The sequence below is a fragment of the Chromohalobacter moromii genome, from assembly GCF_023091865.1.
Lineage (GTDB): Bacteria > Pseudomonadota > Gammaproteobacteria > Pseudomonadales > Halomonadaceae > Chromohalobacter > Chromohalobacter moromii.
Genome location: NZ_JAHXDI010000004.1, coordinates 311,325 through 324,474 on the forward strand (window position 1 = coordinate 311,325; position 13,150 = coordinate 324,474).

At 60.1% G+C, this 13,150-nt stretch carries 12 protein-coding genes; 7 read left to right on the forward strand and 5 right to left on the reverse strand.

The genetic code is table 11. From position 1 onward, the window contains the following. Positions 1-2: 2 nt before the first annotated feature. Entirely contained in the window at positions 3-641 is a 639-nt protein-coding gene (gene lexA / locus KZO83_RS14425; protein ID WP_178997368.1) for a transcriptional repressor LexA, read from the reverse strand. Between the two features lie 193 nt (positions 642-834). Here lexA and KZO83_RS14430 point away from each other — a divergent pair, with 193 nt between their 5' ends. The 6 genes from KZO83_RS14430 (at position 835) to KZO83_RS14455 (ending at position 6,258) form a co-directional block, all read left to right on the forward strand. Then, the gene (locus KZO83_RS14430) at positions 835-1,494 is read left to right on the forward strand and encodes a TetR/AcrR family transcriptional regulator (RefSeq protein ID WP_178997371.1); all 660 of its coding nucleotides are present in this window, start codon (positions 835-837) and stop codon (positions 1,492-1,494) included. Continuing rightward, positions 1,494-2,012 (forward strand): L,D-transpeptidase, encoded by a 519-nt coding sequence (locus KZO83_RS14435; RefSeq protein WP_178997561.1) that lies wholly within the window; start codon positions 1,494-1,496, stop codon positions 2,010-2,012. Before KZO83_RS14430 ends, KZO83_RS14435 begins: the two co-directional genes overlap by 1 nt. An 82-nt stretch (positions 2,013-2,094) precedes the next feature. Next, a complete protein-coding gene (gene nagZ, locus KZO83_RS14440; RefSeq protein WP_247621276.1) occupies positions 2,095-3,117 on the forward strand; it encodes a beta-N-acetylhexosaminidase in 1,023 nt (340 codons plus the stop codon). A 55-nt stretch (positions 3,118-3,172) separates the two neighbouring features. Further along, positions 3,173-4,501: a mechanosensitive ion channel family protein gene (locus KZO83_RS14445; protein ID WP_247621277.1), complete on the forward strand. Its 1,329-nt coding sequence runs from the start codon at positions 3,173-3,175 to the stop codon at positions 4,499-4,501. Beyond that, positions 4,494-5,075: a hypoxanthine-guanine phosphoribosyltransferase gene (locus KZO83_RS14450; RefSeq protein ID WP_075370254.1), complete on the forward strand. Its 582-nt coding sequence runs from the start codon at positions 4,494-4,496 to the stop codon at positions 5,073-5,075. Before KZO83_RS14445 ends, KZO83_RS14450 begins: the two co-directional genes overlap by 8 nt. Positions 5,076-5,154: 79 nt before the next feature. Further along, complete coding sequence (locus KZO83_RS14455) at positions 5,155-6,258, forward strand: enoyl-CoA hydratase/isomerase family protein (RefSeq protein ID WP_075370253.1); 1,104 nt, start codon at positions 5,155-5,157, stop codon at positions 6,256-6,258. A 25-nt stretch (positions 6,259-6,283) separates the two neighbouring features. Here KZO83_RS14455 and ppsR read toward each other — a convergent pair whose 3' ends face one another. Next, positions 6,284-7,117, reverse strand: coding sequence for a posphoenolpyruvate synthetase regulatory kinase/phosphorylase PpsR (gene ppsR, locus KZO83_RS14460; RefSeq protein WP_178997379.1), 834 nt, complete (start codon positions 7,115-7,117; stop codon positions 6,284-6,286). A gap of 267 nt (positions 7,118-7,384) precedes the next feature. Between ppsR and ppsA the strand changes: the two genes are divergently transcribed. Next, a complete protein-coding gene (gene ppsA / locus KZO83_RS14465) occupies positions 7,385-9,775 on the forward strand; it encodes a phosphoenolpyruvate synthase (protein WP_247621278.1) in 2,391 nt (796 codons plus the stop codon). An 87-nt stretch (positions 9,776-9,862) separates the two neighbouring features. Here ppsA and KZO83_RS14470 read toward each other — a convergent pair whose 3' ends face one another. The 3 genes from KZO83_RS14470 to KZO83_RS14480 form a co-directional block, all read right to left on the reverse strand. Next, on the reverse strand, positions 9,863-11,677 hold the full coding sequence (locus KZO83_RS14470) for a glycerophosphodiester phosphodiesterase (RefSeq protein ID WP_247621279.1): 1,815 nt from the start codon (positions 11,675-11,677) through the stop codon (positions 9,863-9,865). A gap of 74 nt (positions 11,678-11,751) precedes the next feature. Next, entirely contained in the window at positions 11,752-12,240 is a 489-nt protein-coding gene (gene rraA, locus KZO83_RS14475) for a ribonuclease E activity regulator RraA (RefSeq protein WP_247621280.1), read from the reverse strand. A 162-nt stretch (positions 12,241-12,402) separates the two neighbouring features. Beyond that, positions 12,403-13,005, reverse strand: coding sequence for a porin family protein (locus KZO83_RS14480; protein WP_247621281.1), 603 nt, complete (start codon positions 13,003-13,005; stop codon positions 12,403-12,405). Positions 13,006-13,150 lie beyond the last annotated feature (145 nt).

Genomic DNA, 13,150 nt, shown 5'->3' on the forward strand with positions numbered 1-13,150 from the left:
GCTCAGTGCAGGCCGTTACCGCCACCGCCACGAATCACGCCGACGCCGAGGCCTTCGATCTCGAGATCCTGGTGACGTAGGTCGACCTCTATGGGGGAAAAATCCTCGTTCTCGGCGAGCAGCCAGACATGATGACCTTGACGCTTGAAGCGCTTGACGGTGACATCGTCTTCCAGACGGGCGACGACGATCTGGCCGTCGCGAATCTGCTGGGTGCGATGCACGGCGAGCAGATCGCCATCGAGAATGCCGGCATTTTTCATCGAGAGCCCGCGGACACGTAGCAGATAATCGGCGCGGGGTGTGAAGTAGTCCGGTGCGAGCGGGCAGTGTCGGTCAATGTGCGCTGCGGCGAGAATTGGGCTACCGGCGGCGACCTCACCGACGACCGGCAGGCCGTCGTCGTTGGTTAAGGCGGTGTCGTCTTCTGCAGTGAGGCGGATGCCACGCGACGTGCCGGGGATCATGCGAATGACCCCCTTTCGGTCGAGCGCACGAAGATGTTCCTCGGCGGCGTTCGGCGAGCGAAAGCCCAAGGCCCGGGCAATTTCGGCGCGCGTCGGTGGGTAGCCAAGCTCATTCATGGTTTTGACGATAAAATCAAAGACATGTTGCTGGCGCGAAGTTAACGAGCGAGACATGGGGCCTCCGGCAGGCGCTGACGTGTTCAAGCATACAGTATGTGATTGTATCCAGTCTTTGGCGCGGTGCAACCATCCGCGGGGGCATTCTCTCAGGGCAGAGTGTTTCAAACGTGGAGATTTGTCGTTATCGACCTCAAGGCTTAGAATCGAATTGTTTTAAACATTCGTTTATTCCACGCGGGGCGCCCCCATGGCTCAGACAGATACAGTGACGCGCATTCTCGATACCGCCGAGGTCCTGTTTGCCGAGCGGGGGTTCGCCGAGACCTCGCTACGTACCATCACCAGCAAGGCTAAGGTCAATCTGGCGGCGGTCAACTATCATTTTGGGTCCAAAAAGGCGCTCATCCAGGCGGTCTTTGCACGCTATCTCGATCCTTTTTCAGAGCGTTTTCATCAAGCCTTGGATGAGCTCGAGGTGCAATATCGGGGCGAGGCCATTCCTCTCGAAGTGTTGTTGGAGACGCTGGCACGTACGGTGTTGGAAGTCCCCGCCGAGCGCAATAGCCTCAAGGTGTTCATGCGCTTACTGGGACTGGCTTATACCCAGGCCCAGGGCCACTTGCGCCGTTACATTCAGGAGCACTATGGCAATGTATTCTCACGCTTCAGCGACCTAGTGCGTCGTGCCACGCCGGAACTACCCGAGGCGGAGCGCTTCTGGCGATTACACTTCATGCTGGGTACAGTGATCTTCACGCTGTCGGGGCTCGATGCCTTGCGCGATATCGCCGACAAGGATTATCACGAGCATGTCAGTGTCCGCGATTTGATTCGACGTCTACGTCCGGTGGTCGTGGCTGGCATGCAGGCGCCATTGCCCGATGATGCTCTCAAGGTGGCGGGATGATGCGAACGCCGCAACTCGCCGATCTTCCCCCCAAGCGGGGTGTCTGGCTGGAAATCGATCTTGGCGCGCAGTCGCTGACGATCCGCGAAGGCGATGTGTGCCGCGAGACGTTCGCGATTTCCTCGGGGGAGCACGGTATTGGGCAGCACGAGGGCAGCGGTCAGACGCCTGTGGGGTGGCACTATGTGCGTGCGGTCATCGGTGAGGGAATGGCGCCCGGCAGTGTCTTTCGCGGACGGCGTCCCACCGGCGAGATATTTTCGCCCGAACTAGCCCGTGCCCATCCCGAGCGGGATTGGATATTGACGCGTATCCTGTGGTTGTGTGGTTTGGAACGCGGTGTCAACCGCGGCGGCGATGTGGATAGTCAGCGCCGCTATATATACCTGCATGGCACGCCCGCCGACCAGCCAATGGGAACGCCGGCTTCGCACGGTTGCATTCGGCTACGCGATGAGACATTGCTGGCCGTGTTCGAGGCCGCACCGGCCGGCACGCCGGTTTGGCTACATGACTGAGAGGGTGTTTACACAAGGGCTGCGCTCGACGTAGTGCTGCTCACCGCCTAGAATCCTTCCTCCATTTGCCAGGAGCGCGACGATGACCCAACCTCTCGGCCCGGTCATGCTGGACATCGAAGGTACTCAACTCAGCGACGACGAACGTCATCTTCTGGCTCGCTCCGAGATCGGTGGGGTGATCCTGTTCAAGCGCAATACGCACGATGCCGAGCAAGTGCGCGCCTTGACCCGAGCGATTCGCGACGTGCGACCTGACGTGCTGCTGGCGATCGACCAAGAAGGCGGGCGTGTCCAACGCCTGCAGAACGGCGTCACGCGGCTGCCGTCCATGGCGACGCTGGCTGCCGGGTATGCCGAGGCCCCTGACGCGACTCGCACCCTGGTCCATGAAGCCGGCTGGCTGTTGGGCATGGAAATGGCGGCCTGCGGGTTCGATATTACCTTTGCCCCAGTGCTCGACGTTGATGACCAGCGTTCGCCGGCCATCGGCGATCGGAGCTTTTCCGCCGACCCCGAGGTCGTCACGGTGCTCGGCGAGGCTTTTATCGATGGGTTGCACGAGGCCGGCATGATCGCTGTGGGTAAGCACTTCCCAGGCCATGGCGGTGTCAGCCTCGACTCGCATCATGCTTTGCCCGAGGACACACGTTCATTATCGGCGTTGCGCGAGCATGATCTGGTTCCTTTCAAGAGGCTCTCCGGCAAGTTGGATGCGGTGATGCCGGCGCATGTGGTGTATACCGCGTTCGATTCGCGCCCGGCGGGCTTTTCCCCTTCCTGGCTTGGCATGTTGCGCGAGGAGTTGGCGTTCAAGGGCGTGGTGTTTTCCGATGACCTAAGCATGGCCGGTGCACACGTGGCTGGGCCGCCCACGGCACGTGCCGTGGCCGCCTGGGCAGCGGGATGTGACATGGTACTGGTGTGTAACGATCGCCCGGCGGCGCTCGAGATCATCGACGCGGCGGCGGGCCATTCTTCCAAGCGCCTGGGCAAGTTGCGTTACGGTCGGGCCCGCCCTGAGCTTGAAACACTACCCGCGCTGGCGCGGTGGCGTCGCGCCCATGCACGTTTCGAGGCACTCTCGGAAACGCCTACGAACTGACCTTGCCACTGGCTATCGACGTCGCTACCTGTACTAGCTAGAAGGAAGGATCCTCGTGTTCGATTTTTTCTCTCCCGTGATGGATTGGGTTCAAACCACCCTGGGCATGCCGCTTTGGGTGGCGGCGATTGGCCTAGTCGTCGCCCTGACGCTGATCGTCGATCTGGTGAGCTGGGTTGTCATCTGGCGTGTGGGGCCGTTGCTGGAGAAAACCAGCAACCGCTGGGCGGACATCCTGATCAAGGCACTGCGGCGACCGCTGCGCCTCTGGATCTGGCTGATGGGGGCTACGCTCTGCCTGACCGTCGTTCGTTATCATTGGGACATCGAGTGGGCGGAGGGGCATCTGGCCCAGGCGCGCGCCGTCATTACGTTGCTCTTGTTGGCCTGGGCGGGGCTCAGGGCCGTAAAGCTTCTCGAGAAACGCTTAGTTTTTCCCCCGGGCGGGCATCGCGCCAAGTCCATGGATGCCGATACGGCGTCGGCCGTGTCCAAGATACTGGGGGCGATAGTCGTCGTCATTATCGGGCTGTTGATTCTTTCGAGCCTGGGGGTCTCGCCCTCGGGGGTGGCCGCCTTCGGTGGGGCCGGCGGGCTGATAATCGGCTTCGCTGCCAAAGATATGCTGGCCAATTTCTTGGGCGGTTTAATGATTCATCTGGACAAGCCGTTTCGTGTTGGCGATTGGATCAAATCTCCAGATCGCGATATAGAAGGGGTCGTGGAAGATATCGGCTGGCGCTTGACGCGTATCCGCACCTTCGCGTCGCGTCCGATCTATATCCCTAACTCCGCCTTCAGTAACCTGGTGCTCGAGAACCCTTCGCGGATGTGGAATCGGCGCCTTTTCGAGACCATCCGGCTACGTTATACCGATATCGAACGCGTAACGGGGATCGTCAAGGCGATTCGCTCGATGCTCGATGCGCATGATGACGTAGATGCCAATGAGCAAATCCTGGTGTACTTTCAGAGCTATGGCGAACATGCACTAGAGCTGATCGTATATGCGTTTGCCAAGACGACTGACTGGGCCGAATTCCAGACGATGAAGCAGGACATTTTGCTGCGTGTCTACGATATCGTGCGCGAGCATGAGGCGCGTCTGGCGTTGCCCGCCTCCGAACTACATATTGCCGGGCCGGTCGCGCTCACCGACGAGACGAACCGTGATAACGTCCAGGATGATGCCGACAATGACAGTGATGCCGGCAGCGAAAACACCGATGACGATGTCCAGCATGAGGCATCCGACAATACCCACTCGCGGGCGGCGCCTGACCGCGAGGCCCCCTATACGTCGTCTCGCCAGCGTTCGCGAAACGCTGGTCGAGGCGAAGTGAACGATGCTTCCCAGGATCACGATCAGGAATCCGATGCCTAATCAATCTACTCCCGTGTGCCAGGAATCCCTGGCGACCATGCGCGATGTCATGGCGCATGCCGATTGCCTCATTTCTCAGCAGGAAGTCGAGCGCGCCCTCGACCGTATGGCTGATGAGATCACTCACGATCTGGGTGACACATTGCCGGTCTTTTACTGCGTGATGAACGGCGGACTGATCACCACGGGGCATCTGCTGACGCGGCTCGGCTTCCCGCTGGAAGTGGATTATCTCCATGCGACACGCTATCGCGGTGGGATGCGCGGGGGCGAGCTATTCTGGCGCGTCTCGCCCGAGATTCCCATGGCCGGTCGCCATGTAGTGATCGTTGACGACATTCTCGACGAGGGCACGACGCTGGCGGCGATTCTGGACTATTGCCGTCAGGCGGGTGCGGCGAGTATTTCGACAGCGGTACTGGTCGACAAGCGTCACGATCGTAAGGCAGTGCCGGGGCTTCAGGCGGATTATTGCAGCCTTGAGGTCGTCGACCGCTATGTGTTCGGTTTCGGTATGGACTATAAGGGCTACTGGCGCAATGCGCCGGGGATTTTCGCTCCGCGCGGTATGTGAGCGTACGCTCTGCCACAATGAAGCCGTATGCATGAGCTAGCTCGCATCGTCTTTTCGCAGTAGAAGGTGAGGGGTAGTGATGACGGAATCCGAGATACTCTTCGAGGAGCGGCCCACACGTGACGGCGGGTGCCTCGGCATCGCCACGTTGAATGCGCCCGGCAGCCTCAATGCCTTGTCACTGGCGATGATCACCGCGCTGCATGCCAAGCTCGACGCCTGGGCGGAAGACGTGTCGGTGCATGCGGTGTGGCTGCAAGGCATGGGCGACAAGGCCTTTTGTGCGGGCGGCGATGTGGTCGCCTTGTATCGTGCCATGACGACGTCGCCAGGGGACGAGGGAGAGGCCGCTCGGGCTTACTTCGGGGCCGAGTATCGTCTCGATCATTTCCTTCATCACTACCCCAAGCCCCTTGTCGTCTGGGGCGACGGCGTCGCCATGGGGGGCGGTCTGGGGCTATTGGTTGCCGCCGATCACCGTATCGTGACCGACACCAGCCGCCTGGCAATGCCGGAAATAAGCATTGGTCTATATCCTGATGTTGGAGCCAGCTGGTTTTTCCAGCGCATGCCTCGTGGCGTGGGGCTTTATCTGGGCGTGACCGGTGCCCAGCTCAATGCACGCGATGCCCTTGAACTGGGATTGGCGGATCGCGTCATCGCCAGTGAGGCGCGCCAGGACGTGCTCAAGGCCTTGGAAAATGCCGATTATCGCCACCCGCAGCAGGCGGTGAGGGAGGTCTTGCGTGGTTTCGAGAACCGTGCATTGGCACCTGAGGCCGAGGTCATGCCGCGTCTGGATCATCTTCAGGTCTTGAGCGATGCGGCGGATATCACGCAAGTAGTACGCCGCATTCTCGATGACCCCCGCGAGGATGCCTGGCTGGCCGCCAACCGCGCGCGTTTGGCGGCAGGTTGTCCGGCCACGGCGCACTTGGTGTGGCGCATGCTGTGTCGGCACCGGCATGGTAGCTTGGCGGAGACGTTTCGCGATGAGTTGATGCTCTCGGTGCAATGTTGTCGACATACGGAATTGGCTGAAGGCATTCGCGCGCTGCTGATCGACAAGGATCGGACGCCGCAATGGGCGTATACGGATGTCGCCAACGTACCAGCGAGCTACATTGATGGCTTTTTCATGCCGCTTTGGGATGCTGAAACGCATCCGCTGGCCGATCTTTGAGCTGTCCGAGCTGGTGAGTCGAGCATCAGCGCGGACTGAAGCGTCGCGTCAGGCTGGTCTCGGCGATCATGCGCGTGGAAATCTCCTCGATGGAGAAACGTGTAGTGTCGATATAGGGGATATGGTAGCGGCGAAACAGTGCCTCGGCCTGCTGCAATTCCTGCATGCATTGATCCATTGAACAGTACCGACTATTGGGGCGACGCTCGCTGCGAATCGCCGCGAGTCGGCGTGGGTCGATGGTCAAGGCGAATAGCTTGTGGCGATAAGGCGCCAACGCCTTAGGCATGCTCAGCGTGCCGTCTTCATCCAAATCATCCTCGGTAAGGGGGTAGTTGGCGGCTTGAATGCCGAATTGCAGCGCCAGATAAAGCGAGGTGGGTGTCTTGCCGCAACGTGAGACGCCGACCAGGATGACATCGGCCTGATCGTATTGGTGCGTGCGTGCGCCATCGTCATTGTCGAGCGCGAAGTGCACGGCATCGATGCGATGCATATAAATGTCGTCGCGGCCAATGGCATGGGTGCGTCCCACCGTATACGTGGAGTGGGTCGCAAGCTCTTCTTCGAGCGGGGCCAGGAATGTCGAAAAGATGTCTATCTTGAAGCCCGGCGCATCGGCAATGATGGCGCGGATTGCCTGATCGACGATGGTGTCGATCACGATAGGGCGAGCGCCGTCACGATCGGCGGTCTGGGCGATGATGGCCGCCAGAGTGTGGGCTTTTTCCAGCGTGTCGATATAGGGTTTGACCACCAGGTTGAGCTCGACGTCCTCGAATTGAGCAAGCAGGCTGCGGCCCAGTGTTTCCGCGGTGATGCCGGTACCATCGGATATGAAGTAAGCGGTGCGGGGCATGGCGAATGTCCGAACGTGGCGAAAATGATGTGTCTATTCTCTGGCTCCTTTCTAACAAGCGCAAATAGGCGTTCGTCGCGCTCGGCACGGCGACTACAAGAATGTTCGAAAATGCCGCGTTGTTGTAAAAATACTCCAACCCCTTCGCTATTAGACCAATGGTGAATAGCCAGGCCCCTTGGTAGGGTACGAGCATTCGCCGCGCCCCGCGCGGCACTGGCTGTGACGACGTCGTCATCGCGACCGTCCTGACTCGAGGGGGTTCTCTTGGAAGAGTATATCGTTTGGTTCGATCAGCTTGGCATGAATGATGTTGAGCGGGTGGGCGGCAAGAACGCGTCACTCGGTGAAATGATCTCCAACCTGGCGGATGCCGGTGTCACCGTGCCCGGCGGCTTTGCCACCACCGCCGTCGCATATCGCGAATTCCTCGCGCATGAGGGACTCAACGAGCGCATCAACGACGCGTTGGCCCGTCTGGATGTCGACGATGTCACGGCCCTGGCCAAGACGGGGGCGCAAATCCGTCAGTGGGTCATCGACACACCACTGCCGCCGGCTTTCGAACGGGTCTTGGCCGAGGCGTATGGCCAGCTGCAGGACAAGCATCCGCATCTCAAGGCGGCGATACGCTCTTCCGCGACGGCTGAGGATCTACCCGACGCGTCGTTTGCGGGGCAGCAGGAAACCTTCCTCAATATCGAGGGCTTCGACAACGTCAAGCGCGCGGTTCACGAGGTCTTCGCGTCACTGTTCAACGACCGTGCCATTGCCTACCGTGTGCATCGCGGTTATCCGCACGAGAACGTGGCGCTTTCCGCCGGCGTGCAGAAGATGGTGCGCTCCGAAACGGCGGCCAGCGGTGTGATGTTCACGCTCGATACCGAATCCGGTTATCGCGATGCCGTGTTCGTGACGGGCTCCTGGGGGCTGGGCGAGACGGTCGTGCAGGGGGCGGTCAATCCCGATGAGTTCTACGTCCACAAACCGACGCTGGCGGCAGGGCGTCCGGCCGTGCTGCGTCGGACACTGGGCTCCAAGCTGATCAAGATGGTCTACGGCGAAGAAAGCGCCGCTGGCCGTTCGGTGCAGACCGTGGATGTGCCGCATGCCGACCGTCAACGTTTTTGTCTCGACGATGACGAGGTCATGGCGTTGGCCCGGCAAGCGGTGACCATCGAGGAGCACTACGGACGTCCGATGGACATCGAATGGGCGCGCGATGGCGACGATGGCAAGCTGTACATCGTTCAGGCACGTCCCGAAACCGTAGTTTCCAACGTGGAAGGCGGCAAGCTCGAGCGTTTTCAGCTCAAGGAAAAAAGCCGCGTACTGGTGGATGGCCGCGCCATCGGCCAGCGCATCGGCCAGGGTGCGGTCAAGATCGTGGCCAGTCCCGAGCAGATGGATAAGGTGTACGACGGCGATGTGCTGGTGACGGACATGACCGACCCCGACTGGGAGCCGATCATGAAGCGCGCCTCTGCGATCGTCACCAATCGCGGCGGGCGTACGTGCCATGCGGCCATTATTGCGCGCGAATTGGGCATTCCCGCCGTGGTGGGTTGTGGCGACGCAACCCAGGCGCTTGCCGATGGCCGCGAGGTGACCGTGTCCTGCGCCGAGGGTGACACCGGTCATGTCTACGACGGGCTACTCGATTACGATTGTAAGACGACGACGGTCGACAACATGCCGGCGCTGCCTTTCCATATCATGATGAACGTTGGCAATCCTGATCGTGCCTTTGGCTTTTCTAGCTTGCCCAATGCGGGTGTCGGGCTGGCACGCCTGGAATTCATCATCAATCGCATGATCGGCGTGCATCCCAAGGCATTGATCGATTACGCCACGCTACCCGCTGACCTACAGCAGACCATCGACCTACGTACCGCTGGGTATGACGATCCGGTGAGCTTCTATGTCGATCGGTTGGTGGAGGGCATTTCCACGCTGGCGGCGGCGTTCTATCCCAAGCGCGTCATCGTGCGGCTCTCCGATTTCAAATCCAACGAATACGAGAACCTCATCGGCGGAAAGCTCTACGAGCCCGGCGAAGAGAATCCGATGCTCGGCTTCCGTGGCGCTTCGCGTTATATCTCGGAGACGTTCCGCCCATGCTTCGAGCTGGAGTGCCGCGCCCTGAAACGCGTCCGGGATGTCATGGGATTCGATAACGTCGAGATCATGGTGCCGTTCGTACGTACGCCCGACGAAGGGCGCGAAGTCGTGTCGCTGATGGCTGCCAACGGGCTCAAGCGGGGCGAGGCGGCGTCTCCCGAAGGCCGCGGCCTGAAGGTCATCATGATGTGCGAGTTGCCCGCCAATGCGCTCTTGGCTGATGAGTTTCTGGAACATTTCGATGGCTTCTCCATCGGCTCCAATGACCTGACACAGTTGACGCTGGGGCTCGACCGCGATTCAGGCATCGTGGCGCATCTCTTCGACGAGCGTAATCCGGCGGTCAAAAAACTGTTGTCCATGGCCATCCAGGCGTGCCGGGAACAGGGCAAGTATGTCGGCATCTGTGGGCAGGGGCCGTCGGATCACCCCGAGCTTGCTAAATGGCTGATGGAGCAGGGAATCGATTCCGTATCATTGAATCCTGACGCAGTACTTGAAACTTGGTTCATGCTGGCCGGGGAAAAAGTCGGCTGACGTGTTCCTTCATCGGCGCGATACATCTCCATGCGGTATCAGGCGTGCCCAATGATGGGCACGCCTTTTTCGTTTCCGGACGGTGCATTACTGATGCAGCCAGTTGCGTAGTTTGAGCAGCAGCAGTTCGCCATCGCTGAGGCTAGCGCGTTCGGTGAGCAAATCGATCAACGTCGCGGGGCGGTCGGTGATGATGTTGTCGACGCCCATATCGATGTAGCGTGACATGTCACGGGCGCTGTTGACGGTCCAGACGTGCAGCTCGCGGCCACTGTCATGCACCATGCTGACGGTGCCGGCATCGGCGCGGGTGTGACGCAGGCCGATGATGTCGGCTGGGGTCGAGGTCAGAGCGCCGGGCAGCAGGAATTGAACGAACAGCGTGGTATCGATATCAGGGGCATAGTCTTCGACGTCGCGAATCACCGTCGGCGATAACGACGCGATGACTGCGCTGTCGGCGATGCCGTAATGCCGCAAACGTTCGACCACTGCCTCGATGAGTGCTTGCTCGTTGCCGGGGGTGGGCTTGAGCTCGACGTACAGGCGCGACTTGCCATGTGCGAGGCCAATCACCTGATCGAGCGTTGCCAAGCGTTCATCGGAAAAGTCATCACCGAACCAACTGCCGATATCGATATCGCGCGTTTCTTCTAGCGTCAGGTCGTTGATATTCAGTGCCTGACCGGTGAGGCGTTCTAACGTGCGGTCGTGAGAGAGGACGACATTGCCGTCGCGCAACAGCCTGACGTCCAGCTCCAGATAGTCGGCGCCTTCCTGAATGGCTTGGCGCATCGCCGCTAGGGTATTCTCCGGTGCCGCCAACGAACTGCCGCGATGGGCGGTGACGGTGACGTCGTCGCGTAGTTGGAAGTCGCTCAGCACCCATCCCGCTTGGAGCAGCGCGAAGACCAGCAAGGCGGCCTCGGCGGCCCAGGCCCACCATCCCGACTGTCGGGGAGCCGGTGCGTCCGCGACACCGAGTACGCCGCCTCCCAAGCGTCGATAGAGATTGGCCACGAGCAGGCTATTGGCCGCGACACCCAGAAACGTCACGGCGATGATCGACAGCGTATAGGCCGCCACGTAGACCAGCATGACGGGAATCAGCAGTGAGATGCGATCCGGTAGGTGGCTGATCAGCGGTGATGCCAGGCTATTGAATAGGATGCTGAACAGGACCGGCAGCGCGGCGACACCTAGGGCGAATGTCAGTGCCAGGGCCGTGATGCGCGCATGTCGCCCTCGTGTTAGCGCACGGCTGCGTGTCAGCGCCTGGAGTGGGGAAAGACGGTCGAGTACTAAGGCGGGTAGTGCCAAGAACCAACGCGCGTAAAGCAGTGCTTGCAGCCAGAGAGCGAGGAGTGCCAGGCCGCCGCCGAGCATGGCGAAATACCATAAGTCTGGGGGCTTCATGCGCATCACGACGTAGAGCTCGGCATCGCCGAGCAAGGCGTCATAACAATAGGCGATCAGCAGCGCAAACGGGACGGCGAGTAATAAGTGGGCGCCGACCTGCAGGAATGTGAGCCCGGCGATATCCGGAAAGCGGCGACCGATTTGCCACAGTGTGTTCATCGTTGCCCGGTAGCGTCCCGGGCCGGGTGCGGCGACCAGCCGCATCATGCCGCTTTGCTGCAGGAAGATCAGCAGGAAACTCAGTCCCAGCGCCACGAGCCCCCAGGCGAGACCCAAGGGAGAAAGTGCCATGTCGACGATTTGGGCATTACTGAGTGCCTGACGATGGAAGGCATGCAGCAGGCTGGTCAGGGTCCAGGTTGTCAACGGCACCAAGACGGCCGTGGCAAGGACAGTGAAAAATAGATGAAAAACCAGTAACGCTCGTCCCTGAGCGCGCAATTGGGTCGCAATGTCACCCAGCAACGTGCGGGTGGCGAGCATGGCAACTCCTTCGTTTCCTATCAGGATATTGCAAGCCTCGCATCGTCGCTCGCCGCTGGCAAATAGCAGTGCTATCAGTCGTCTAGCGTTAACGGCTCATGCGCAATCACGATTCCGTTGTTGTCGGCGTAAAGCCACTGCCCTGGTGCGATCGTCACGCCGCCGAAAGTGATGGGAATATCGCGCTGGCCCTCGCCACGTTTCTCGCTCTTGCGCGGATGCGTGCCAAGCGCTTGGATGCCGAGTGGTGTCTCGTTGAGAATATCGACATCGCGTACGCATCCATGGACGATGATGCCGGCCCAGCCATTGTCGGCGGCTTTGGCGGCCAGCATGTCGCCCAGCAGAGCGCAACGCCAGGAGCCACCGCCATCAACGACCAGGATGGCACCATCGCCGGGTTCGTTGACTGCTTCCTTGACGCGCGAGTTGTCCTCGAAGCACTTGACCGTGCGTACTGGCCCGTAGAAGGCGTCGTGTCCGCCGACATTGACCAACGATGGCTCGATCACCTTGACGTCGGGATAGGCGTCACAAATATCGGGAGTAATGATAGTGGGCATGCTGTCTCCTCGCCTGTGCGGCATTCGCTGAAACAGATGTCATCATGCCATGCCTGATACGTTGCGCCAGTGCGGCCTTGGGGGAAGAAGAACTAGCAAAATGACAGGAAGACGCCGGGCGAGGCCCGGCGTCTTTTATAGCGGTGCACGATGAGGTGTTGTTTAGAACTGCCAGCCCACGGATGCGGAGAAGGAGTCCACCTGGTAGTCGCTGTCGAAATCGTAGCGTTCGTATTCAGCACGCACTAGGAAGGGGGTGAAGTTGAATTGCGCGCCGGCGCCGTAGACCGGGTCCACGCCATCGTTATCCTTCAGATCGGTGCTGGCGCCACCGAGATTACCGTCGATGTCGGTTTCCCACTTCGCCATGCCCGCCTTGGCGAAAAGTTCGAACCAATTCGTGATGGGCAGCTTGCCGACGAGGCTGACGCCGTAGGCTTCTGACTCGAGGTCGGTATTGGCCGTGTCGTTGCCCTTGAGCTCGACACGTCCGAGGTCTGCATAGAACGCCTCAGTGGCGAAGTAGCGGTTGAAGTTGTAGCCGACGAAGCCTTTGAAGCTGTTGTCGTCATCGTCGACATCGAAGTCCTCACTGCCTGACTCGATGAAATCGTCAACGTCATCGTCATCGTTTTCCAGCGAGCTGAAGCCGGTCCCGACGCCGAAGTACAAGCCTTCAGGGTTAGGGGCGGCCATGGCGTTGGGGGCGAGGACGAGAAGACTCGACGTGGCCACGGAAGCGGTGATCAAAGCCTTGAGTTTCATGGGTTCTCCTTGATTTTCTCATCACGACGTACCCTGGCGTGCCGGCCTCGAGGCGCAGCACCGGGTGGACGGAATGTCATGGCATCCTGCCGTCTCATCCCATACTCGTATGGAATGGGAGCGCGAACGAGCGTTTCATATCTAA